The organism is Caballeronia sp. GAWG1-1 (assembly GCF_023631465.1).
Lineage (GTDB): Bacteria > Pseudomonadota > Gammaproteobacteria > Burkholderiales > Burkholderiaceae > Caballeronia.
Map to the genome: position 1 here is coordinate 33,278 of NZ_JALQDB010000010.1, position 23,128 is coordinate 56,405.

Consider the following 23,128-nt stretch of genomic DNA (forward strand, 5'->3'; position numbering starts at 1 on the left):
CCGCGCGACTTCAATGCCGCGCTTCGCCGATCAGCGCGACGGAATCGAACGCGCGCTGATTCGCCTGATGCCGCCGCATGACGAAGTACATCATCAGGCACACGAAGGTGCCGAACAGCACGATCACGAACTGGATCGGCACGTCGAGCCACACCAGCACCGCGTAGAGGCACAGCATGACGAGCACGGAGAGATTCTCGTTGAAGTTCTGCACGGCGATCGAATGGCCCGCCGACAAGAGCACGTGCCCGCGATGCTGGAGCAGCGCGTTCATCGGCACGACGAAGAAGCCCGACAAGCCGCCGACGATCATCAGGAACAAATAGGCGACGAGCAGATACCCCGGAAAGTGCATCTTGCCGAAGTAGATGCCCCAGTGCGCGGGAAAGAGGTGGCGCGTGTAGAACGCCATCAGCATGACGGCGATGCCCATCATGATGCCCACCGGCAACACCGACAGCGAGCGCTTGAGCGGCACGCGCGCCGCCGCGAGCACCGCGCCGACCGCGACGCCCACCGCGATCACCGCCTGCAAGATGGCGGCCTGCGAGAGCGTCATGCCGAGCGACACTTCGGCCCATTTCAGCACGATGAACTGCAAGGTCGCGCCCGCGCCCCAGAAGAGCGTGGTGACCGCGAGCGAGATTTGTCCGAGCTTGTCGTGCCAGAGCGTCACGAAGCAACCGGCGAAATCGGTGATGAGCTTGATCGGCCGCGTTTCCTGCTTCGGATAACGCGCGCCGGTGTCGGGAATGCGCAGGTTGAAGATCGCGGCGATCACATACATCAGCACGATCACGAGCATGGCGGCTTCGGCGGGCGTATTGACTTTCGGAATGTGCAGACTGAGCAGATGCCCGGCGATATGCGGACTGATGAGCGCGCCGCCCATGACCGTGCCCAGGATGATCGACCCGACCGTGGTGCCTTCTATCCAGCCATTGGCGGCAACGAGCCGGTCGGCGGGCAGCAGTTCGGTGAGAATTCCGTACTTCGCGGGCGAGTAGGCCGCCGCGCCGAAGCCCACGATGCCGTAGGCCAGTAGCGGATGCGCGCCCACCAGCATGGTGATGCAGCCGACGACCTTGATGGAATTGGTGACGAACATCACCCGGCCCTTGGGCCGCGAGTCCGCGAAAGCGCCGACGAAAGCCGCGAGTACCACGTAGGAGAGCACGAAGAACAGCTTCAGGAGCGGCGTCATCCAGTTCGGGGCGTGAAGGTCTTTCAGCAGTGCAATGGCAGCAATCAGGAGAGCGTTGTCAGCCAGCGATGAGAAAAACTGCGCGGCCATGATGGTGTAAAAACCTTTTTTCATCTGATCCGAAGCTTTCCTCACTGCGGGTGATCCGCCCCGCCCGCCGGACATGCCGCTTGTCTTGCGATCGGGCTTATGCCTTTCGAAATGGGTTGTGCGCACGGCTTTATAACACGAAAATAGGCGCATTCTGACTAGCAGTAATCTCGATGACGCTCGAAAAACAGACGATCGTCCGCGAGTTTGTTCTTAAGATACTGATTCACAAGGCGTCTTTGAGACCCGCAGCACGCAATGCCACGCTGGCGTATGCTCGCCCTTCCGACTGCCCGAACCGCAATTCCACACACGCTCATGCCGCGCCCCCTTTCCGCCACCATTCACACCGCCGCACTGGCCAACAATCTCTCCGTCGCACGAAAGCACGCGCCGAAATCCAAAATGTGGGCTGTCGTCAAGGCCAATGCTTATGGCCACGGACTTGCGCGAGCGTTCCCCGGACTTCGGGCAACGGACGGCTTCGGGCTTCTGGACCTCGAAGAAGCCGTAAAGTTGCGTGAATTGGGTTGGGCCGGGCCGATTCTTCTGCTCGAAGGCTTCTTCCGGCCGACCGATATCGACGTGATCGACCGCTACAGCCTGACCACGGCCGTGCATTGCGACGAGCAATTGCGCATGCTGGAAATGGCGCGGCTGTCCAAGCCGATCAATATCCAGTTGAAGATGAATAGCGGCATGAACCGGCTCGGCTACGTGCCCGAGCGGTTCCGCGCCGCGTGGGAGCGGGCGCGGGCGGTGCAGGGCATCGGACAGATCACGCTCATGACCCATTTTTCCGATGCCGACAGCGAACGCGGCGTCGCGCATCAGCTGGCGGCGTTCGAACGCGGCGCGGAAGGCATTGCGGGGGCGCGCAGCCTGTCGAACTCGGCGGCGGTCCTGTGGCATCCGGCCGCGCACTTCGACTGGGTGCGGCCCGGCATCATTTTGTATGGCGCGTCGCCGTCGGGCGTGACGGCCGATGTCGCGAATCTCGGGCTGCGTCCGGCCATGACGCTTTCGTCCGAGCTGATCGCCGTGCAGACGGTCGAGGCGGGCAGCAGCATCGGTTACGGTTCCACTTACACGGCGGGACAGGCCATTCGCATCGGCGTGGTGGCGTGCGGTTATGCGGACGGTTATCCGCGCGTGGCGCCGGAAGGCACGCCCGTTATCGTCGATGGCGTGAGGACGAAACTCGTCGGCCGCGTGTCCATGGACATGCTCACGGTCGATCTCACGCCGGTTCCGCATGCGGGCATCGGCTCGCGCGTCGAACTGTGGGGCCCGAATCTGCCTATCGACGATGTCGCCTCTTCGTGCGGCACCATCGGCTATGAATTGATGTGCGCGATCGCGCAACGCGTGCCGGTGCGCGCGGAATGACCCAGGCATCGAACTTCAACCGGACTTATAGCAAGGCAGCGCGTGGCAAAAGCAGCGAAAGCAAAGACGCTCTATATCTGTAGCGAATGCGGCGGACAAGCGCCGAAATGGACCGGCCAGTGTGCCGCGTGCGGGGCGTGGAATACGCTCGTGGAGTCGGTGGAGCAGGGCGCTTCGGCGCATCGCTTCCAGGCGCTCGCGAAGAGTTCGCCGGTGCAGCGGCTCGCCGACATCGAGGCCTCCGACGTGCCGCGTTTCACCACGGGCGTCGGCGAGTTCGACCGGGTGCTCGGCGGCGGTCTCGTGCCGGGCGGCGTGGTGTTAATCGGCGGCGATCCGGGCATCGGCAAATCGACGTTGCTTTTGCAGTCGCTTGCGGAAATCGCCCGCGAGCGGCGCGCGCTCTACGTGAGCGGCGAGGAATCCGGCGCGCAGATTGCGTTGCGCGCGGCGCGGCTCGGCCTGACGGGCGCGCGGGACAGCGCCGTCGGCGACCTCGGCTTGCTCGCGGAAATCCAGCTCGAAAAAATCCAGGCGACCATCGACGAGCAACGGCCGGAAGTCGCGGTCATCGATTCGATTCAGACCATCTATTCCGAAGCGCTCACCTCCGCGCCCGGCTCGGTCGCGCAGGTTCGCGAGTGCGCAGCGCAGTTGACGCGCATCGCCAAGCAGACCGGCACCGCGATCATCATGGTCGGCCACGTGACCAAGGAAGGCAGCCTCGCGGGGCCGCGCGTGCTGGAACATATCGTCGATACGGTGCTGTACTTCGAAGGCGATACGCACTCGTCGTTCAGGCTCGTGCGCGCCTTCAAGAACCGCTTCGGCGCGGTCAACGAACTCGGCGTGTTCGCCATGACCGAGCGCGGCTTGCGCGGCGTGGCGAATCCCTCGGCGCTCTTTTTGTCGCAGCACGAGCAGAGCGTGCCGGGGTCGTGCGTCCTGGTGACGCAGGAAGGCTCGCGGCCCTTGCTCGTCGAGGTACAGGCGCTCGTCGACACCGCGCACGTGCCCAATCCGCGACGCCTCGCGGTCGGGCTCGAACAGAACCGGCTCGCGCTCTTGCTTGCGGTGCTGCATCGGCACGCGGGCATCGCGTGTTTCGATCAGGACGTGTTTCTGAACGCCGTCGGCGGCGTGAAGATCACCGAACCCGCGGCCGACCTCGCCGTGCTGCTCGCCATCCATTCGTCGATGCGCAACAAGCCGCTGCCGAAGGGCCTCATCACGTTCGGCGAAGTGGGACTCGCCGGCGAGATCCGGCCTTCGCCGCGCGGACAAGACCGGCTCAAGGAAGCGGCCAAGCTGGGCTTTTCGGCCGCGCTGATTCCGAAGGCCAACGCGCCGAAGCAGCCTATCGACGGGCTGAACGTGATCGCGGTGGATCGGATCGAGGAAGCGATCGACCGCGTGCGCGACCTGGAGTGAGCTCCTGGCGCGCTTGGTCAGAGTTTCGTAATGCGGCGTAAAAATGTCGCGTCGATATGTAACCTGATTCGCGCGCGATCTTCTTATCCTTACAGGGCTACGGAACCGGCCGGCTTCGTCTGCTGTCTCGACACAGGCGAAGTGATTGCAAGGATCGAGAGGACCACGCTTTGAACCACATCAAGTCAACGCGGCCCAAGCCCGCGTTTCATCTGCGCGGGTGCCGTGTCTCCGCGCCGCTGCAGCAGCCTTTCGGTGGCGGATGCCGGATCGTCGAATGGATCGACGGTGAAGGGCAGATTTCGCGCCGCGTCGTCGCGGCCGATGCCACCGAGGACGAAGTCGTCGCGACTATCCGCCGCCATGTGACGGGGCGCAAGCACGTGCTCGTCGATGACGAACGGCAACCAAGGCAGACCTTGCCGCGAAGGTGAAATTCGTGGCGGCGGCGTGGGTGAACGTGTTGCGTGTCGATCAGTGAAGGGTTCGCGCTTCCTACGAAGCACGGTGGCGTTCGAAGGCTTGCGGCGCGCCAGGCACGCGAAGCTACGTGAGTCCGGCCGCTGGATGAGCGCGCCGCAAAGTCATCACCCGATCTGCTCAAGCTCTTCATGCGCTTCCAGCCAGTCCATTTCGAGCGCCTCCAGCCGCGCGCCGACTTCGCCTTGCCGGCGAATGGTGTCGGTTAGCTTCGTTTTCATCGCGGCCTCGTAACTCGCGGGATCGGCGACGAACGTATCGAGCGTGGCTTTTTCCGCATTCAGCGCATCCATTTCCTTTTCTATCTTCGCAATGCGCGACTGCAGCGGCTTCTTCAGATGCGCGAGCTTCTGCCGCTCCTGCGCCTCCAGACGGCGCTGTTCCTTGCGGTTCTGCGCGCTGTCCTGCGTGTCTGCGTTCGTGGACGACGCGCCATTCGCGTCCTTTGCCGCCGCGCGCGTTTCGGCGGCATGTTGCAGCAGCCAGTCGCGATAATCGTCGAGATCGCCGTCGAACGGACTTAGACGATGCTTCGCCACCAGCATGAAGGTGTCGGTCGTCGCGCGCAGCAAGTGCCGGTCGTGCGACACGAGGATCAGCGTGCCTTCGAACTGCGCGAGCGCCATGGTGAGCGCGTGGCGGGTTTCGAGGTCGAGGTGATTGGTCGGCTCGTCCAGCAGCAGCAGATTCGGCTTCTGCCAAATGATGAGCGCCAGCGCGAGCCGCGCCTTTTCGCCACCGGAAAACGGCGCGATTTTCGCGGTCGCCATTTCGCCCGAAAAGTTGAAGCTGCCGAGAAAGTCGCGCAGTTCCTGCTCGCGCGTGTCGGGCGCAAGCCGCGCGAGATGCTGAATGGCGGAGTCGTCGGGACGCAGCGTTTCGAGCTGATGCTGCGCGAAGTAGCCAATCTGCAAGCCCTTGCCTTGCCGCACGCTGCCCGACAGCGCGGCAAGCGTGCCGGCGAGCGTCTTGATGAGCGTCGATTTACCCTGCCCGTTCGCGCCGAGCAAGCCGATGCGCTGACCGTTTTGAATCGACAGCGTCACGCCTTCGACAATAGGAATCTCGATGCCCTCGGTGCGATAGCCGCAGCGCACGTCTTCCATGACCATCATCGGATTGGGCGCGGCGTCGGGTGCGCGGAACTCGAACGTGAACGGCGAGCTCGCATGCGCGGGCGCGATCAGCTCCATCTTCTCCAGCGCCTTGACGCGGCTTTGCGCCTGCTTCGCCTTGGTCGCCTTGGCCTTGAAGCGGTCGATGAAACCCTGCAGATGCGCCACCGTTCTCTGCTGCTTTTCGTAGGCGTTCTGCTGCAAGGCGAGCTGCTGCGCGCGCAGCACTTCGAACTGGCTGTAGTTGCCGCCGTAGCGCTTGATCTGACGATTCTCAAGATGCAGCGTGACATTGCAGACCGCGTCGAGAAATTCGCGGTCGTGCGAAATCACGACGAGCGTGCCGGGATAACGGCCGAGCCAGTCTTCGAGCCAGATGATTGCATCGAGGTCCAGGTGATTCGTGGGTTCGTCGAGCAGCAAGAGGTCGGACGGACACATCAGCGCCTGCGCCAGATTCAGGCGCATGCGCCAACCGCCCGAGAAGCTCGTCACCGGTTCGCGTGTCTGCGCGAGCGTGAAGCCCAGGCCGAGCAACAGCGTTTCGGCGCGCGCGGGCGCGGTGTAGCCGTCGGCATCGGCGAAAGCGGCGTGGGCTTCGGCTTCGGCCGCGCCGTCATGCGCCGCCGAAGCCGCCGCGATGCGTGCCTCGATAGCCCGCAGTCGCGTGTCGCCGTCGAGCGTGTAGTCGAGCGCCGTGCGCTCCACGGCGGGCGTTTCCTGTGCGACATGCGCAATGCGCCACGAAGGCGGCAGCGCGAAATCGCCGCCGTCCGCGTGCAACTCGCCGCGCAACACGGAAAAGAGCGTGGATTTGCCCGCGCCGTTCGCGCCGACGAGACCGGCTTTCTCGCCCGGATTGAGCGTGAAACTGGTCTCTTCGAAAAGCGGCTTGGTGCCGCGGGAGAGGCTGAACTGGTTGAAGCGAATCACGGGAGATGGCGGCGCGGCATGAGGGAAACCGCTATTTTAGACTGCGGCCACGAAGCGCCGGGGGTCGTCCGTTCGGCCAATGGCGGTAAGTGGCGCGCGGTAGTAGCATCGCCTTTCTTCGAATCTTTCCAGCGGGAGCAACTCATGAGTGCAGCAAGCGACGACATTTACGCGTTCAAGGCCGAGACGCTGGGCGGCGAGACGGTGGGCATCGACCAGTATCGCGGCAAGGTGCTTTTGATCGTGAATACCGCGAGCGAATGCGGCTTCACGCCGCAATACAAGGGTTTGCAGGAAGTCTATGAGCGCTTCGCGGCGCGCGGTTTCGAAGTGCTCGGTTTTCCCTGCAACCAGTTCGGCGCACAGGAACCGGGCGATGCCACGCAGATCGGCAGCTTCTGCGAAAAGAACTACGGCGTCACGTTCCCGATGTTCGCGAAGATCGACGTCAAGGGGCCGCATGCGCATCCGCTCTTCAAGTATCTGACATCGAAGGAACCGGGCGTGCTCGGCACCGAGGTCATCAAGTGGAACTTCACGAAGTTTCTCGTGAACCGCAACGGCGACATCCTGAAGCGCTACGCGTCGCTGACGAAACCGGAGTCGATTGCCGAGGACATCGAAAAACTGCTGTAGCGCCTTAGAGGATAGGCGAGAAGAGGCGCGCCACGTGCATGGCCATGCGTCGCCAGGACGCCGCGCCGCGATAGTCCTCGCGGTCGATCTCATACGAAAGCGCGAAGTCGGCGAGCAGCATGCTTTCGACTTCACGCGCAAAAGCGTTGTCGACGGTCAGCACCATGACCTCGAAATTGAGGCGAAAGGAGCGGTTGTCGAGATTGGCGCTGCCGATGGCCGCGCCGACATCGTCGACGAGCACGACCTTTTGATGCAGAAAACCCGGCTTGTAGCGGAAGATGCGCACGCCCGCCTGCAACAGATCGTAGGCATACAGCTTCGATGCCGCGAACACCACGCGATGATCGCGCCGGCTCGGAATCAGGATGCGTACATCGACGCCACGCATCACGGCAAGGCGCAGCGCGGAGAACACGGCTTCGTCGGGAATCAGATAGGGCGAGGTGATCCAGACACGTTGGCGCGCCGCGTTGATCGCCTCGACGAAGAAGAGCGAACAGGTCTCCTGTTTGTCGGCCGGGCCGCTCGACAACACCATGCAGTGCATGTTTTCGTCCGAATGCGGCGCGGGGCCGAGCTCGGGCAGGCGTTGCGTGGCCCAGTACCAATCTTCCGTGAAAACGAACTGGATGCTCGCCACGGCGGGGCCGCGCACCTCGACGTGGGTATCGCGCCAGGGCGTGAGGCGTGGATTGCCGCCGAGATACTCGACGCCCACATTGTGTCCGCCGACGAACGCGCGCTTGCCGTCGACCACCACGATCTTCCGGTGATTGCGGAAGTTGATCTGGAAGCGGTGCACGAACTTGCGCTTGGCCGCGAACGGATGCGCCTGTACGCCGCTCGCACGCAGCGCATTCACGTAGCGATGCGGCAAGTCGAAGCTGCCGATGCTGTCGTAGAGAAAATAGACGCGCACGCCCGCTTTCGCCCGCGCGATGAGCATTTCCTTGAGCAACTCGCCGAGCGCATCGGCGCGCACGATGAAGAACTGCACGACGACATAGTGCTCGGCCGCTTCGATGGCGGAGAGAATCGCGGAGAACGTGGCGTCGCCGTTGACGAGCACGCGCACCGAGTTGCCGCGCAGGAACGGCATGCCCGAGAGGCGCTGCAAAGTGCGAATGGTCGGATTGCCGAGATAGCTCGCCGGTCCCGGCGCGATCTCGCCGCGCACGCCCGACGCGTCGAGCAGCGCGCCGGCTTCGTCGCGATGAATCGGGAGCGGCTGAGGCGCGTCGCTGCGATCCGTCGAGTCCCATTCGGCGGGTTTCGAGCGGCTGCGCAGAATCTCGATTTCGAGCCGACGCGCGTCGATATAACCCGCGAACTTGCTACGGCCGAGAAACAGATAAGGAATGAGCGTGAAGTAAGGCATGGCCACGAGCGACACCGCCCACGCCACCGCGCCCTGCGAGGTGCGCGTATTGATGATGGCGTGAATCGCCGCGATCACGCCGAGCACATGCGCGGCTATCACGAGCGTGCCGAGGTGTAGCCAGTCTGCTGCTTGCATGGAATGCCGTTGGTCCGATGACGACGCGTGCAGCCTGCACGGCGCGACAGCAAATGCGCTGCCGCGAGGATGCGTCATATTACCGAACCTTGGGCGCAAGTCGCGGCCCGAAAAGGACCGCGCTTGCGTTGAAACAACGCCGCTGAAGGCTCAGGCCGGCAGGTCGGCGGCCTGGATCAGGAACACGTTGTCGTCGCCGGCGCTGGTCGAGAGCCAGATCAGATCGAGACCGCCGAGCGCCGCTTCGACATTGGCGCGTTCGTTGCCGATCTCGACGACGAGCACGCCGTCTTCGGTCAGCCACTTGCTCGCCTCGTGCACGATACGCCGCACCACGTCCATGCCGTCCGCGCCGCCCGCGAGCGCGAGTGCCGGCTCGTGGCGATATTCCTCGGGCAGCGACTGCATGGCGGTGGCGTTGACGTATGGCGGGTTCGTGATGATCACTTCGTAGCGCGCGTCTTGCGGCAGCGGCGCGTACAGGTTGCCTTCGTAAAGCGAGATGCGTTCGTCGAGTTCGTAGTCGTCGACGTTGCGGCGCGCGACCGCGAGCGCATCGGCGGAGATGTCGACGGCATCGATATCGGCGTTTTCGAACGCCTGCGCCGCGAGCACCGCGAGGCAGCCCGAACCGGTGCAGAGTTCGAGCACGCGCGTGACCTGGTCGGGGTCGGCCACGTAAGGTTGCAAGCCGTCCTGCAGCAATTCGCCGATGAACGAACGCGGCACGATCACGCGCTCATCGACGTAGAAACGGTGTCCGTGCATCCACGCTTCCTGCGTGATGTAGGCGGCGGGCACGCGTTCCTTCGCGCGGCGCTCGATCACTTTCATGACGGCGTCGATTTCGGTGTCGAGCAGGCGCGCGTCGAGAAACGGGTCGAGCGTGTCGAGCGGCAGATGCAGCGTATGAAGAATCAGATACGCGGCTTCGTCATAGGCGTTGGTCGAACCGTGGCCGAACGAGAGTCCGGCCTCTGTGAAGCGCGTAACGCCAAAGCGCAGCAAGTCGCGCAGGGTGGTGAAGGGCAGCGCCATCGAATGGCTCCTTGTGTGACGGGTAGAGGCTTTAAGCGACGAGTTGTTCGAGCACGCGGCGGTAGATGTTCTTCAGCGGCTCGATGAATCGCACTTCGACATGTTCGTCGATCTTATGGATGGTGCCGTTCGGCGGACCGAATTCGATCACCTGTTTGCAGATGCGCGCGATGAAGCGCCCGTCCGACGTGCCGCCCGTGGTCGACAGTTCCGTCGCCACGCCGGTTTCGTCGCGGATCGCTTTTTCGAGCGCCTCGGAGAGTTCGCCGCGCGGCGTCAAAAAGGGCAGGCCGCTCACGGTCCAGGTCAGGTCGTAATCGAGGCCGTGCTTGTCGAGAATGGCTTGCACGCGGCTTTGCAGACCTTCGACCGTGCTCGCGGTCGAGAAGCGGAAGTTGAACATCAGGTCCGCGTGGCCGGGAATGATGTTGGTCGCGCCCGTGCCGGAATGCAGGTTCGAGACCTGCCACGTGGTCGGCGGAAAGTATTCGTTGCCGTCGTCCCAGCGCTCCGCCACGAGTTCGGCAAGCGCCGGTGCGAGCGCATGCACCGGATTTTTCGCGAGATGCGGATACGCGATATGCCCTTGCACGCCCTTGACGAAGAGCTTGCCCGTCATCGAGCCGCGCCGGCCGTTCTTGACCATGTCGCCGAGCGTGGCGTTCGAAGTCGGCTCGCCGACGATGCAGTAATCGAGTCGCTCGCCGCGCGCCTTCAAGGCTTCGACGACCTTCACGGTGCCGTCGGTGGCGGGGCCTTCTTCGTCGCTCGTGATGAGAAAGGCGAGCGAGCCGCGATGCAGCGGATGGGCCGCGACGAACTCTTCGCTCGATACGACGAACGCCGCAAGCGAGGCCTTCATGTCCGCCGCGCCGCGCCCGTAGAGCTTGCCGTCGCGCTGCGCCGGGGCGAACGGCGGCGAGGTCCATTGTTCGAGCGGGCCGGTGGGCACGACATCGGTGTGGCCGGCGAAGGCAAGCAGCTTGCCTTGCGATCCGTCCGTGCCGCGCTTGACCGCCCACAGGTTTGTGACGCCGCCCGAGGCGATGGTTTCGCAGTGAAAGCCGATCGCGGCGAGGCGTTCGATCATCAGCGCCTGACAATGCTGGTCGTCGGGCGTGACGGACGCGCGTTCGATCAATGCTTCGGTGAGGGATAAGGTGCCGGACATGGTGTCTTGACGTTGATGCGATAAAAAATGCCGGCGCAGGCGGCCGGCACTCGTGGCGCGTCAGTGACTCGGAAGATCGAAGTCACCGCACGCGATCATGCGAAGATCGTCTCGTACTGCTCGGCCGAAAAGCCGAGCGTCTTCACGCGCCCGTTCACGACGACGACCGGCCGCTTGATGATCGACGGCTTGTGGATCATGAGCGCAATGGCGCCCGCGGTGGTATCCGCTTCGGCCTTGTGCACGTCCGACAGCCCGCGCCAGGTCGTGCCGCGCTTATTGATGAGCTGGTCGAGCGGCACGTCCTTCAGCCAGTCCTGCACCAGCGCGTTCGACACGCCGGCTTTCTTGAAGTCGTGAAACTCGAACGGCACGCCATGTTCCTCTAGCCACACACGTGCTTTCTTCACCGTGTCGCAATTGGGAATGCCGTACACGACCGTTGTCTTCGCCACGATCAGTCGCCTCGCAGCAGTTCGTTCAGGCCAACCTTGGCGCGCGTCTTGGCGTCGACCTTCTTGACGATGACCGCGCAATACAGGCTGTGCGAACCGTCCTTCGAAGGCAGGTTGCCCGCAACCACCACCGAGCCCGCCGGAATGCGGCCGTAGCTCACCTGACCGGTTTCGCGGTCATAGATCTTGGTGCTCTGGCCGAGATACACGCCCATGGAAATGACCGAATTTTCCTCGACGATCACGCCTTCCACCACTTCCGAGCGCGCGCCGATGAAGCAGTTGTCCTCGATGATGACCGGATTCGCCTGTAACGGCTCCAGCACGCCGCCAATGCCCACGCCGCCCGACAGATGCACGTTCTTGCCGATCTGCGCGCACGAACCGACGGTGGCCCAGGTATCGACCATGGTGCCTTCATCGACATAAGCGCCAATGTTGGTGTACGAGGGCATCAGCACTACGTTCTTCGCGATGAACGAGCCGCGCCGCGCGATGGCCGGCGGCACCACGCGGAAACCGCCTGCCGCGAAGTCTTCAAGCGTGTAGTTCGCGAACTTCGAGGGCACTTTGTCGTAGAACTGCGAGTAGCCGCCGGCGGGCATCGGCGCGTTGTCTTCCAGACGGAACGACAGCAGCACCGCCTTCTTCAGCCATTGATTCACGACCCAGTCGCCGTCGCGCTTTTCGGCGACACGCAACGCGCCCTTGTCCAGTTGTTCGATGGCATGGGCAACGGCTTCGCGGACTTCCGCGGGCGCGGCCTTGGGCGACAGTTCAGCGCGGTTTTCCCAGGCTTGATCGATGATGCTCTGAAGTTGTTGCGACATAGTTGGTATCGAGGATGATGGAGAGATGGACTGGCCGCGCCCATCACGGCGAGGCGGGTGCCGTGACCGGCGACAGCGTGCGGCAGAATTCGACGATGCGGCGGGCGCCTTCGACACATTCCTCGACGCCGGCGACGAGCGCGATGCGCACGAAGCCTTCGCCCGGATTCGTGCCGTGCGCCGTGCGGGCGAGAAAGGACCCCGGCAGGACCGTCACATTATAGTCGGCGTACAGACGTGCGGCGAACTCGGTATCCGTGAGACCGGTCTTGGTGACGTTGGCCCACAAATAGAACGCGGCGTCGGGCAGACGCACGTCGAGCACCTCGGCGAGCATGGGCGTGACGGTTTCGAACTTCCGCAGATACTTCGCGCGATTGTCGCGAACGTGCGTTTCATCCTGCCACGCGACCACGCTCGCTTTCTGAAACACCGTCGAAAGCGCCGCGCCATGATAGGTGCGATACAGCAGGAAACTTTTGAGGATAGCGGCGTCGCCGGCGACGAAGCCCGAGCGCATGCCGGGCACGTTTGAGCGCTTCGACAAGCTCGACAGCATGACGAGACGCTCGAAACCGCGATTCAGCTTGTGCGCGGCTTCGAGGCCGCCGAGCGGCGGATTGGCTTCGTCGAAATAGATTTCCGAATAGCACTCGTCGGAGGCAATCACGAAGCCGTGCTTGTCCGACAGCGCGAAGAGTTCGCGCCAGTTGTCGAGCGTGAGCACGGCGCCTGTCGGATTGCCCGGCGAACACACGTAGAGCAGTTGCGTGCGCGCCCAGATTGCTTCGGGCACCGTCGAGTAATCGCACGCGAAGTTGCGCGACGGGTCGCTATTGACGAAGTAAGGCTCGGCGCCCGCGAGCAGCGCCGCGCCTTCGTAGATTTGATAGAACGGGTTCGGACAGAGTACGATGGGCGGCTCGCCCGACGCCGCCGCGTGACTCGCGCCGCGGCTGTCGACAACGGTCTGCGCCAGCGCGAACAAGGCTTCGCGCGAACCGGAAACGGGCAGCACTTCGGTGGCGGGATTGATCGAAGGCAGACCGTAGCGCGTCATCACCCACTTGGCGATGGCTTCGCGCAAGGGCGCGCTGCCGAGCGTTGCTGGATAGCTCGCCATGCCGTCGAGCGAATCGATGACGGCGTCGCGTATCAGCGCGGGCGTGGGATGCTTCGGCTCGCCAATACCGAAGCTGATCGGCGTGAATCCGGCGCGCGGCTCGATGCCCTGAAAAAGCAGACGCAGCTTTTCGAACGGATACGACTGAAGTTTCTGGAGTAGTGGATTCACGGCGTGACCGGTTTGCGGTTATGCGGTTAAGCGTCTGTACGTATGTATGAGCGAACGGCATCCGACGCATGCGTGCAGCGGGCTTGAAGAAGAGCTTCGTCGCGACACGACGAACACGCGAAATGCACACGCAAGAGCACGAGATTATAGCGCGCGGCCTTATGCCGGACGCGTTGCAGCAAAGGACAAACGAATAATGAGCCTCATGAAAGGCGCACTGGTACAGCCGGTTGATCACGATGAGATGCGCGCAATCGCGCAGCCGGCCGGAGTAACACGATGAGCAGCCGCTTCCACGACGCCGGCCCGACGCTCGCCATCATGATCGGCGCATCGGTCTGGGGCCTCGTGTGGTATCCCATGCGCATGCTCGCCGCCATGGGCCTTTCCGGCACCGCCGCCAGCGCAAGCACGAGCGCGGTCGCCTGTCTCTTCGTGCTGCTGTTCCGGCATCGCTCGATCAAGAGCCTTTCGTGGCATTGGCTGCTCTTCGCGCTTGGACTCGCGGCGGGCGTGACGAGCATCGGCTTCGTCTGGGGCGCTATTCACGGTCAGGTGATGCGCGTGCTGCTGCTGTTCTATCTCACGCCCGCCTGGACCGCGATCTTCGCGCACTTTATCCTGAAGGAACGCCTGACTTGCGTGGATGCCGCGCTGTCGTTGCTGTCGCTCGCGGGCGCGGTCACCATGCTGTGGTCGCCCGAACTCGGCCTGCCGTTGCCCGCCAATCTCGCGGAATGGGCGGGGCTCATGGGCGGCATGGGCTTTTCCATCAGCAACGTGCTGGTGGTGCGCATCACGCGCACGCTTCCGGCAATGAAGCCGGAGATGCGCACGGCGGTGATCTTCGGCGGCGCGGCTATCGTCGCTTCGCTCGTCACCGTGTTCGAGCCGATGCCCGCGCCGCCTTCAGCCGCGCAATTGGGCACGGTCGCGTCGATCGTGCTGGGCCTCGGCGTCGTGCTCGCGGTGAACAACATGATCGTGCAGATCGGACTGGCGCGCGTGCCCGCCAATCGCGCGTCGATCATCATGCTGTTCGAACTCGTCGTCACCGCGCTGTCGTCGTGGCTCTTCGCGCATGAAGTGCCGGGTCCGCGCGAGTGGGCCGGCGGCGCGTGCATCGTGGCGGCTTGCGTGCTGTCGGCATGGGTGCATCGGCAGCGAAAAGAAGCCGCTGAAAATACATCGCGCGATGAAGGCGCAGGCAAAAAGAAATCGAGACGGGCGATGGTATGATGGTGACCGCTCGCCGGGTAGGGCTTTAAGCTCATGCCCGGGCCTCGACTGCCTTCAAGGCGAGCATGATCGACGGGCCGCTGTGCGGCCTGTCTGCTATTCACCTCCGTATTCATCTCAAACAGCGAAATCGCCGTGCGTCTGACCTCGATCAAACTCGCTGGCTTCAAGTCCTTCGTCGATCCCACGCATTTCCAGGTCCCCGGCCAGTTAGTCGGCGTGGTCGGTCCGAATGGCTGCGGCAAGTCAAACATCATCGATGCCGTGCGCTGGGTGCTCGGCGAATCGCGCGCGTCCGAACTGCGCGGCGAATCGATGCAGGACGTCATCTTCAACGGCTCCACGGCGCGTAAGCCGGGCAGCCGGGCAAGCGTCGAACTGATCTTCGATAACGGCGACGGCCGTGCCGCCGGGCAATGGAGCGCTTACGGCGAGATCGCGGTCAAGCGCGTGCTCACGCGCGACGGCACCTCCAGCTACTACATCAACAACCTGCCCGCGCGACGCCGCGACATCCAGGACATCTTCCTCGGCACGGGCTTAGGTCCGCGTGCTTACGCGATCATCGGCCAGGGCATGATCGCGCGCATCATCGAGGCCAAGCCTGAAGAACTGCGCGTGTTTCTGGAAGAAGCCGCGGGCGTGTCGAAGTACAAGGAGCGCCGCCGCGAGACGGAGAATCGTCTGCACGATACACGTGAGAATCTGACGCGCGTGGAAGACATCGTCCGCGAACTTGGCGCGAATCTCGAGAAGCTCGAAGCGCAGGCGGTCGTCGCGACGAAGTACAAGGATCTGCAGGCCGAAGGCGAGGAAAAGCAGCGCCTGTTGTGGCTTTTGCGCAAGAACGAAGCGGGCAACGAAGCCGAGCGGCAGCAACGCGCTATCCGCGACGCGCAGATCGAACTCGAAGCGCAGACCGCGCGTCTGCGCGAAGTGGAAGCGCAACTCGAGACGCTGCGTGTCGCGCACTACAGCGCGAGCGACGCCATGCAAGGCGCGCAAGGCGCGCTCTATGAAGCCAACGGCGAAGTGAGCCGGCTGGAAGCGGAGATTCGCTTCATCGTCGAATCGCGCAATCGCGTGCAGGCTCAGATCGCCGCGCTCAACGCGCAGCGTGAGCAATGGCAAATGCAGGCGCAAAAGGCGCGCGACGAAATCGAGACGGCATCGGAAGCGCTCGCGGAAGGCGAAGAGAAAGCAGTCATCGCGCGGGAAAACGCTGCCGCAAAGCATGACGAACTCCCGGCGCTCGAAGCCCGGTGGCGCGACGCGCAGACGCATCTGAACGAAGAACGCGCTGGCATCGCGCGCGCGGAGCAGGCGTTGAAGCTCGAAGCGGCGCATCAGCGCAACGCGGATCAGCAGCTTCAGCAGTTGCAGCAGCGCGAGGAGCGGCTCAGGACCGAATCGAAAGGACTCGACGCACCCGACGAAGCGCAACTCGAAGAACTGCGCATGCAGCTCGCCGAGCATGAGGAAGTACAGAGCGAAGCGCAGGCGCGTCTCGCCGATGCGCAGGAAACCGTGCCGCGTCTGGATGCCGAGCGCCGCGTGGCGCAGGAGCGTGTACAGGCCGAAAGCGCGCAGAATCATCAGCTCGAAGCGCGGCTTGCTGCCTTGCGGCAGCTTCAGGAAAGCGTTCAGACCGAAGGCAAGATCCAGCCGTGGCTCGACAAGCACGAGCTCGGCGCGCTGCCGCGCCTCTGGAAGAAGCTGCATGTCGAAGCGGGCTGGGAAGCGGCGCTCGAATCGGTGCTGCGTGAGCGTCTGGCGGCGCTCGAAGTATCGAATCTGGACTGGATCAAGGCTTTCGCCGCCGACGCGCCGCCCGCCAAGCTCGCGTTCTATTCGCCGCCCGTCGCCGGCAAGCCGCTCGACACGCCGCAAGGCTTGCGGCCGTTGCTGTCGCTCGTGCGCATCGACGACCCGGGCTTGCGCGCGGTGCTGAACGAGTGGCTCGCCACGACCTTCATCGCCGACGACATCGGCCAGGCGCTCGCGGCGCGCACGCAATTGCCGGAAGGCGGCGCGTTCATCGTGAAGGCAGGGCATGTGGTGACGCGTGTCGGCGTGCAGCTGTACGCCGCCGATTCCGAGCAGTCGGGCATGCTCGCGCGTTCGCAGGATATCGAAAATCTCACGCGGCAAGTGCGCGCGCAGGCATTGCTCGCCGACGAAGCAAAGGCCAACGCGGTACGCGCAGAAGCCGCGCATACCCAAGGCTCGCAAACTCTTGCCGATGCCCGCGCCGCCGCCGAACGCGCGACGCAACGCGTCCACGCGCTGCAACTCGATGTGCTGAAGCTCGCGCAGGCGCATGAGCGCTACACGCAGCGCAGCACGCAGATTGGCGAGGAACTCGAGGAAATCGTCGCGCAGATCGAGGAACAACGCGCGCTGCGGGCCGAATCCGAGGCGGCGTTCGAACATCACGACACGGAGCTCGCGCAATTGCAGGCGCGCTTCGAAGACAACCAGATGGCGTTCGAAGCGCTCGACGAAACGCTCACGGCCGCCCGTCAGGAACTGCGCGAACTGGAACGCGCCGCGAGCGACGCGGGTTTCGCCGCGCGCGGTCTTGCCGCGAAGATCGAGGAATACAAGCGCAACATCGACACGGCGCACGACCAAAGCGAACGCGTGGCGGCATCGCTCGAAGATGCGCGCGCCGAACTCGAAACCATCAACGAACAGACGGCGCAGACGGGCTTGCAGGACGCGCTCGAAGTCCGCGCGGCACGCGAGGAAGCGCTGCACGCCGCGCGCGTCGAACTGGACGATCTGACGGCGCGTCTGCGTGCCTCCGACGAACAGCGGCTACTCGCCGAACGCTCGCTGCAGCCGCTGCGCGACCGCATCAACGAATTGCAGTTGAAGGAGCAGGCCGCGCGCATCAGTGGCGAACAGTTCGTCGAACAGTTGCAGGCAGCGGGCGTCGACGAAGCCGAACTGCAGGCGAAGCTCACGCCGGACATGAAGCCGTCGTATCTGCAAGGCGAAGTCACGCGTCTGAACAACGCGATCACAGCGCTTGGGCCGGTCAACATGGCGGCGCTCGAAGAGCTCGTCGCGGCCACCGAGCGCAAGCAGTTCCTCGACGCGCAATCGGCGGATCTGAACGACGCCATCGGTACGCTGGAAGATGCAATCCAGCGAATCGACCAGGAAACGCGCGCGCTGTTGCAAGGCACGTTCGACGAAGTGAACCGACACTTCGGCGAACTGTTCCCGCGGCTGTTCGGCGGTGGCCAGGCCAAGCTCATCATGACGGGCGACGAAATCCTGGACGCTGGCGTACAGGTGATGGCGCAGCCGCCCGGCAAGAAGAATTCGACCATTCACTTGCTGTCAGGCGGCGAGAAAGCGCTCACCGCGACCGCGCTCGTGTTTGCGATGTTCCAGTTGAACCCGGCGCCGTTCTGTCTGCTCGACGAAGTGGACGCGCCGCTCGACGACGCCAACACGGAACGCTTCGCGAATCTCGTGCGCGCGATGTCGGTCAAGACGCAGTTCCTGTTCATCTCGCACAACAAGATCGCGATGGAAATGGCGCAGCAACTGATCGGCGTGACGATGCAGGAGCAGGGCGTATCGCGCATCGTCGCGGTGGACATGGAGTCGGCGGCGGGCTTCGCCCAAAACGGCTGAAGCGCGCGACGCAGCACCAGGATTTGAATGAGTGGCAGGCCGGACGTTGATCCGGCCAGGCGCGCAGGCGCGGAGTGGTGCGCAAAAGACCCGAGGCGTGATGCCGGAACGCGGTCCGATGCGTGCGACAGATCGCGCGGCGCTTCGTAACCCAAAAGAACGATGGAGCGTGCATGGACGAGTTGACACTCGGTTTGATCGGAGCAGGAGCCGTGGTGGTGGGCGGCGTGGTGGTGTACAACGCGTGGCAGAGCGCCAAGGTGCGCCGCAAGATGCCGCGTCCGATGCCCGACGAGGCAGCCGACGCGCTCGCGCGTCAGGAGACGGACGACGAGCAACCGTTTATCGAACCGGTGCGCCAGCCGCGTCGCGAGCCGGTTTCGAGCGAGAGCGAAGCGCGCGTCGAGCCGAGTTTTGGCGGCGTGAGCCTTGCGGCCGAGCCGGCGCCCGTCGCGCCCGCGCCTATCGCTCCGGCTGATACCGCCGTCGATCTGCAGGCTGAAGCCACCGCCGCCGATGAAGCGGAACTCGCGAGCATCGACGAAGACGGACGCAACGAGCCGACCTTGCCCGCCACGAACACCATTTCGTCGGCGCCGCCGGCGCTGGTCGATCGCCGCATCGATTGCGTCGTGCCGATTCGCCTTGGTGGACCCGTTGCGGGAGACCGCGTGTTGCCGCTGGCGCAGCGTCTGCGTCGCGCGGGCACCAAGCCCGTGACGATCGAAGGCAAGCCCGAGGGCGATTCGACCTGGGAATTGCTGCGCAACGGCGCGCGTTATGAAGAGTTGCGTGCCGCCGCGCAACTGGCAAACCGCAGTGGCCCGCTCAACGAACTCGAGTTTTCCGAATTCGTGACCGGCGTGCAGCGTCTGGCCGATGCCATCGACGGTTCGCCCGAGTTTCCGGACATGATGGAAACCGTGGGTATGGCGCGCGAGCTGGACGCCTTCGCCGCCCAGTGCGACGCGCAGCTCTCCATCAATATCCTGTCCGACGGCGCGCCGTGGTCGGCCAACTACGTGCAGGCGGTGGCCTCGCAAGACGGCCTTTTGCTCTCGCGCGACGGCACGCGTTTCGTGAAACTGGATGCGAAGCAGAACCCGGTTTTCATGCTCCTTTTCGGCGATACCAACTTCCTGCGTGACGACCTCACGTACAAGGGCGGCCAGATGATCACGCTGGTGCTCGACGTGCCGGTGGCGGACGAAGACATCCTGCCGTTCAGGCTCATGTGCGATTACGCCAAGTCGCTGTCCGAGCGTATCGGCGCGCGGGTCGTGGACGATCAGCGCCGGCCGTTGCCGGAATCCGCGTTGCTCAACATCGAAAAGCAGTTAATGACGCTGTACGCCAAGCTTGAGCAGGCGGGCATGCCAGCAGGCTCGCCGGCCACGCGGCGGCTCTTCAGCCAATAAGCGCGAGGTCTCACGGCGCGCTCGTCTTTTAGCGTGCAGCGGGCTTCGAAATTGCGCCCCCGACCGGGGCGCTTTCTTTTGCGCGCGCGGCATCGCACGTTTCGTCACATCCTGGCCGTTTGGCCGATGCCACGATTTACCGATCTTCTGAGACAATCGAACGGTCGTTGGCAGACTTAATTCACTTTCCCAAGTATTTGTCGCATGTCCGCTAAAACGAAAGCCGAATCCGCCGCTGCCAGAAAGTCGGGCGCAGCCGTCCCCAGTGCCGATCGTCCAGCCGAACGCGCGGCGTGGTTGCGCTCGGAACTCGAACGCGCGAATTACGCCTACTACGTGCTCGACCAGCCGGATCTGCCCGACGCCGAATACGACACGCTCTTCAAGGAATTGCAGGGAATCGAGACGGACCGTCCCGATCTCGTCACGCCCGATTCGCCGACGCAACGCGTGGGCGGCAAGGCGGCGGAAGGTTTCGAGCCCGTGGTGCACGACGTGCCGATGCTTTCGCTCAACAACGGTTTCGCCGACGAAGACATCGCCGCGTTCGACAAGCGTGTGTCGGACGCGCTCGCGCACGCGCCGGTGCAATATGCGTGCGAACTGAAATTCGACGGCCTGGCCATTTCCCTGCGTTACGAGGACGGCCGCTTCGTGCAGGCGTCCACGCGCGGCGACGGCGCGACCGGCGAAGATGTGACGGCCAACGTGCGCACCATTCGCTCCATTCCGCTCACGCTCAAGGGCAAGCACGTGCCGAAGCGGCTCGACGTGCGCGGCGAAGCACTGATGTTCAAGCGCGACTTCGAACGGCTCAACGCACGTCAGCGCGATGCCGAGCAGCGCGAGTTCGCCAATCCGCGTAACGCCGCGGCGGGCAGTTTGCGTCAACTCGATCCGAAGATGACCGCGCAACGGCCGCTATCCTTTTTCGCGTATGGCGTCGGCGTGCTGGAAGGCGCGGAGATGCCGGATACACACGCCGGTCTGCTCGACTGGTACAAGGAAATGGGCTTGCCGGTGAACGCGGAACGCGGCGTGGTCGACGGCGCGGAGGGTCTGCTCGACTTTTTCCGCAAGACGGGCGAAAAGCGCGAGCAGCTGCCGTACGACATCGACGGCGTGGTCTACAAGGTCAACCGGCGCGACGAACAGGACAAGCTCGGCTTCGTTTCGCGCGCGCCGCGCTTTGCGCTCGCGCACAAGTTTCCGGCGCAGGAAGCGCTCACGCAGCTGCTAGCCATCGATGTACAGGTGGGCCGCACGGGCGCCATCACGCCGGTTGCGCGCCTGGCGCCGGTCTTCGTCGGTGGCGCGACCGTCACGAATGCGACGCTGCATAACGAAGACGAAGTGCGCCGCAAGGACATCCGTATCGGCGACACAGTGACCGTGCGCCGTGCGGGCGACGTCATTCCCGAAGTGGTGGGCGCGATTCTCGACCGCCGTCCGGACGACGCGCGCGAGTTCGTCATGCCGACCGAGTGCCCGGTGTGCGGCTCGAAGATCGAACGTCTGCCCGACGAAGCCATTGCGCGTTGCACGGGCGGCCTTTTTTGTCCGGCGCAGCGCAAGCAGGCGCTGTGGCATTTCGCCCAGCGCCGTGCGCTCGACATCGACGGCCTGGGCGAGAAGATCATCGATCAACTGGTCGAAGAGAATCTCGTGCGCACACCCGCCGATCTCTTCAGCCTCGGTTTCTCGACGCTCGCCGCGCTCGACCGGTTCGCCGACAAATCCGCGCAGAACCTGCTCGATTCGCTCGACAAGGCGCGCCACACGACGCTCGCGCGTTTCATTTACGCGCTCGGCATCCGCCACGTGGGCGAGTCGACGGCAAAAGATCTGGCGAAGCATTTCGGCTCGCTCGACCCAATCATCGCCGCTTCGGTCGAGGAATTGCTGGAAGTGAACGATGTCGGGCCGGTCGTCGCCGAAGCCATCCATAATTTCTTCAGCGAAGAGCACAACCAGCACGTCATCGAACAATTGCGCGTCAAGGTGTCGTGGCCGGAAGGTCCGCCCGCACCGAAATCGCCGCTGGGCGTGCTGGCGGGCAAGACCGTGGTGCTGACGGGCACCTTGCCCACGCTCACGCGCGAAGATGCAAAGGAGATGCTGGAGGCGGCCGGAGCGAAAGTGGCCGGTTCGGTATCGAAAAAGACCGACTACGTGGTGGCGGGCGCGGAAGCAGGCAGCAAGCTTGCGAAAGCGGAGGAACTCGGGGTTCCCGTTCTCGACGAAGACGGCATGAAGAAGCTTTTGGAAGGAGTCACCCCATGATCCGAGAAATCCTGAAGATGGGCGATCCGCGGCTGTTGCGTATCGCCGAGCCGGTCGAGCATTTCGACACGCCGGAACTGCACACGCTGGTGCAGGACATGTTCGATACGATGCGCGACGCCAATGGCGCGGGCCTCGCCGCTCCGCAGATCGGCGTCGATCTGCAAGTGGTGATCTTCGGCTTCGGACAGAATCCGCGCTATCCCGACGCGCCGTCGGTGCCGGAGACGGTGCTCATCAACCCGATCATCACGCCGAACGGTCACGACATGGAGGAGGGCTGGGAAGGCTGCCTGTCCGTCCCCGGCCTGCGCGGCGCGGTACAGCGCTTTTCGATGATCCGCTACCAGGGCTTCGATCAGTACGGCAACGCCATCGAGCGGCTGGCGGAAGGTTTTCACGCGCGCGTCGTGCAGCACGAGTGCGACCATCTGATCGGCAAGCTTTATCCGATGCGTATTACCGACTTCTCGAAGTTCGGCTTCACGGACGTGCTGTTTCCTGGGCTCGATCCGGTTGGCGACGACTGAGAACGTGCGGACGCGCGAGGGCGCGTTCCGCATTTGCAGACATCAAAAGCCGCTCCTTGCGAGCGGCTTTTGTTCAGGCGAAGGACTTGGGCGTTCCGCTAACGGCAGGCTGGCGGAACAGCGCGACATGTTCAGGGTTCGCGGACGCTTGCAGACGTCCGTCCGGCAGGCGCGCAACCACGATTTCGCCGATGCCGGGGCTCATGACGACCACTTCATCTCGCAGGGCGAGCAAGGCGTCGAGCCGTCGACGGCCGCTGACGATTTCGAGGCCGCTTTTCGTTTCTCGGACAATGATCTCGACTGACATGGCGATTCTCCTTCGATCAGTTAAATGCTGAATCCTTGGTGCGCTGCAGGACGGTAAAAAAGTCTCTGCGTCACACTTGCCTAACGGAATAATGACTTATTTTCTTTAGGCG

General features: G+C 63.7%; 18 protein-coding genes. 9 read left to right on the forward strand and 9 right to left on the reverse strand.

The window, feature by feature from the left end; all coding sequences use genetic code 11:
- Positions 1 to 10: 10 nt before the first annotated feature.
- Positions 11 to 1,318 (reverse strand): lysophospholipid transporter LplT, encoded by a 1,308-nt coding sequence (lplT, locus tag NCT03_RS06215; protein ID WP_244827740.1) that lies wholly within the window; start codon positions 1,316 to 1,318, stop codon positions 11 to 13.
- Positions 1,319 to 1,612: 294 nt separating this feature from the next.
- Between lplT and alr the strand changes: the two genes are divergently transcribed.
- The 3 genes from alr to NCT03_RS06230 all read left to right on the forward strand — a co-directional run bounded on the left by alr (position 1,613) and on the right by NCT03_RS06230 (position 4,548).
- Complete coding sequence (gene alr / locus NCT03_RS06220; RefSeq protein ID WP_250492262.1) at positions 1,613 to 2,683, forward strand: alanine racemase; 1,071 nt, start codon at positions 1,613 to 1,615, stop codon at positions 2,681 to 2,683.
- Between the two features lie 42 nt (positions 2,684 to 2,725).
- Complete coding sequence (gene radA / locus NCT03_RS06225) at positions 2,726 to 4,114, forward strand: DNA repair protein RadA (protein WP_244827742.1); 1,389 nt, start codon at positions 2,726 to 2,728, stop codon at positions 4,112 to 4,114.
- Positions 4,115 to 4,284: 170 nt separating this feature from the next.
- A complete protein-coding gene (locus NCT03_RS06230) occupies positions 4,285 to 4,548 on the forward strand; it encodes a DUF2866 domain-containing protein (RefSeq protein ID WP_244827743.1) in 264 nt (87 codons plus the stop codon).
- 153 nt (positions 4,549 to 4,701) lie between these two features.
- On the opposite strand, the gene NCT03_RS06235 is transcribed toward NCT03_RS06230, so the two are convergent.
- On the reverse strand, positions 4,702 to 6,642 hold the full coding sequence (locus tag NCT03_RS06235) for an ATP-binding cassette domain-containing protein (RefSeq protein WP_250492263.1): 1,941 nt from the start codon (positions 6,640 to 6,642) through the stop codon (positions 4,702 to 4,704).
- Between the two features lie 144 nt (positions 6,643 to 6,786).
- Here NCT03_RS06235 and NCT03_RS06240 point away from each other — a divergent pair, with 144 nt between their 5' ends.
- Positions 6,787 to 7,278 (forward strand): glutathione peroxidase, encoded by a 492-nt coding sequence (locus tag NCT03_RS06240; protein WP_244827745.1) that lies wholly within the window; start codon positions 6,787 to 6,789, stop codon positions 7,276 to 7,278.
- A 4-nt stretch (positions 7,279 to 7,282) separates the two neighbouring features.
- On the opposite strand, the gene cls is transcribed toward NCT03_RS06240, so the two are convergent.
- The 6 genes from cls to dapC form a co-directional block, all read right to left on the reverse strand.
- Entirely contained in the window at positions 7,283 to 8,797 is a 1,515-nt protein-coding gene (gene cls, locus NCT03_RS06245; RefSeq protein WP_250492264.1) for a cardiolipin synthase, read from the reverse strand.
- A gap of 150 nt (positions 8,798 to 8,947) precedes the next feature.
- A complete protein-coding gene (gene prmB, locus NCT03_RS06250; RefSeq protein WP_250492265.1) occupies positions 8,948 to 9,835 on the reverse strand; it encodes a 50S ribosomal protein L3 N(5)-glutamine methyltransferase in 888 nt (295 codons plus the stop codon).
- A gap of 31 nt (positions 9,836 to 9,866) precedes the next feature.
- On the reverse strand, positions 9,867 to 11,006 hold the full coding sequence (gene dapE / locus NCT03_RS06255) for a succinyl-diaminopimelate desuccinylase (protein WP_250492266.1): 1,140 nt from the start codon (positions 11,004 to 11,006) through the stop codon (positions 9,867 to 9,869).
- A gap of 95 nt (positions 11,007 to 11,101) precedes the next feature.
- On the reverse strand, positions 11,102 to 11,461 hold the full coding sequence (locus NCT03_RS06260; RefSeq protein ID WP_404989191.1) for an ArsC family reductase: 360 nt from the start codon (positions 11,459 to 11,461) through the stop codon (positions 11,102 to 11,104).
- A 2-nt stretch (positions 11,462 to 11,463) separates the two neighbouring features.
- Entirely contained in the window at positions 11,464 to 12,291 is an 828-nt protein-coding gene (gene dapD / locus NCT03_RS06265) for a 2,3,4,5-tetrahydropyridine-2,6-dicarboxylate N-succinyltransferase (RefSeq protein ID WP_250492267.1), read from the reverse strand.
- A gap of 43 nt (positions 12,292 to 12,334) precedes the next feature.
- On the reverse strand, positions 12,335 to 13,585 hold the full coding sequence (dapC, locus tag NCT03_RS06270; RefSeq protein WP_250492268.1) for a succinyldiaminopimelate transaminase: 1,251 nt from the start codon (positions 13,583 to 13,585) through the stop codon (positions 12,335 to 12,337).
- A 279-nt stretch (positions 13,586 to 13,864) separates the two neighbouring features.
- Here dapC and NCT03_RS06275 point away from each other — a divergent pair, with 279 nt between their 5' ends.
- The 5 genes from NCT03_RS06275 to def all read left to right on the forward strand — a co-directional run bounded on the left by NCT03_RS06275 (position 13,865) and on the right by def (position 22,706).
- Positions 13,865 to 14,824, forward strand: coding sequence for a DMT family transporter (locus NCT03_RS06275; RefSeq protein ID WP_250492269.1), 960 nt, complete (start codon positions 13,865 to 13,867; stop codon positions 14,822 to 14,824).
- Between the two features lie 135 nt (positions 14,825 to 14,959).
- Positions 14,960 to 18,475: a chromosome segregation protein SMC gene (gene smc, locus NCT03_RS06280; RefSeq protein WP_250492270.1), complete on the forward strand. Its 3,516-nt coding sequence runs from the start codon at positions 14,960 to 14,962 to the stop codon at positions 18,473 to 18,475.
- Positions 18,476 to 18,648: 173 nt separating this feature from the next.
- On the forward strand, positions 18,649 to 19,893 hold the full coding sequence (locus tag NCT03_RS06285) for a cell division protein ZipA C-terminal FtsZ-binding domain-containing protein (protein ID WP_244827753.1): 1,245 nt from the start codon (positions 18,649 to 18,651) through the stop codon (positions 19,891 to 19,893).
- Positions 19,894 to 20,097: 204 nt separating this feature from the next.
- Positions 20,098 to 22,176 (forward strand): NAD-dependent DNA ligase LigA, encoded by a 2,079-nt coding sequence (ligA, locus tag NCT03_RS06290; RefSeq protein WP_250492271.1) that lies wholly within the window; start codon positions 20,098 to 20,100, stop codon positions 22,174 to 22,176.
- Positions 22,173 to 22,706 carry a peptide deformylase gene (gene def, locus NCT03_RS06295; protein ID WP_244827755.1) on the forward strand — a complete coding sequence of 178 codons (534 nt, stop codon included), beginning with the start codon at positions 22,173 to 22,175 and terminating at the stop codon, positions 22,704 to 22,706. Before ligA ends, def begins: the two co-directional genes overlap by 4 nt.
- Before the next feature lie 73 nt (positions 22,707 to 22,779).
- On the opposite strand, the gene NCT03_RS06300 is transcribed toward def, so the two are convergent.
- Positions 22,780 to 23,016 carry a hypothetical protein gene (locus tag NCT03_RS06300; protein ID WP_244827756.1) on the reverse strand — a complete coding sequence of 79 codons (237 nt, stop codon included), beginning with the start codon at positions 23,014 to 23,016 and terminating at the stop codon, positions 22,780 to 22,782.
- Positions 23,017 to 23,128: the final 112 nt, after the last annotated feature.

Excerpts from the sequence above, each read along its gene's own strand:
- lplT (WP_244827740.1), bottom strand. The coding sequence starts at position 1,318 with ATGAAAAAAGGTTTTTACACCATCATGGCCGCGCAGTTTTTCTCATCG.
- alr (WP_250492262.1), top strand. The coding sequence starts at position 1,613 with ATGCCGCGCCCCCTTTCCGCCACCATTCACACCGCCGCACTGGCCAAC.
- NCT03_RS06240 (WP_244827745.1), top strand. The coding sequence starts at position 6,787 with ATGAGTGCAGCAAGCGACGACATTTACGCGTTCAAGGCCGAGACGCTG.
- cls (WP_250492264.1), bottom strand. The coding sequence starts at position 8,797 with ATGCAAGCAGCAGACTGGCTACACCTCGGCACGCTCGTGATAGCCGCG.
- prmB (WP_250492265.1), bottom strand. The coding sequence starts at position 9,835 with ATGGCGCTGCCCTTCACCACCCTGCGCGACTTGCTGCGCTTTGGCGTT.
- dapE (WP_250492266.1), bottom strand. The coding sequence starts at position 11,006 with ATGTCCGGCACCTTATCCCTCACCGAAGCATTGATCGAACGCGCGTCC.
- dapD (WP_250492267.1), bottom strand. The coding sequence starts at position 12,291 with ATGTCGCAACAACTTCAGAGCATCATCGATCAAGCCTGGGAAAACCGC.
- NCT03_RS06275 (WP_250492269.1), top strand. The coding sequence starts at position 13,865 with ATGAGCAGCCGCTTCCACGACGCCGGCCCGACGCTCGCCATCATGATC.
- NCT03_RS06285 (WP_244827753.1), top strand. The coding sequence starts at position 18,649 with ATGGACGAGTTGACACTCGGTTTGATCGGAGCAGGAGCCGTGGTGGTG.
- ligA (WP_250492271.1), top strand. The coding sequence starts at position 20,098 with ATGTCCGCTAAAACGAAAGCCGAATCCGCCGCTGCCAGAAAGTCGGGC.
- def (WP_244827755.1), top strand. The coding sequence starts at position 22,173 with ATGATCCGAGAAATCCTGAAGATGGGCGATCCGCGGCTGTTGCGTATC.
- NCT03_RS06300 (WP_244827756.1), bottom strand. The coding sequence starts at position 23,016 with ATGTCAGTCGAGATCATTGTCCGAGAAACGAAAAGCGGCCTCGAAATC.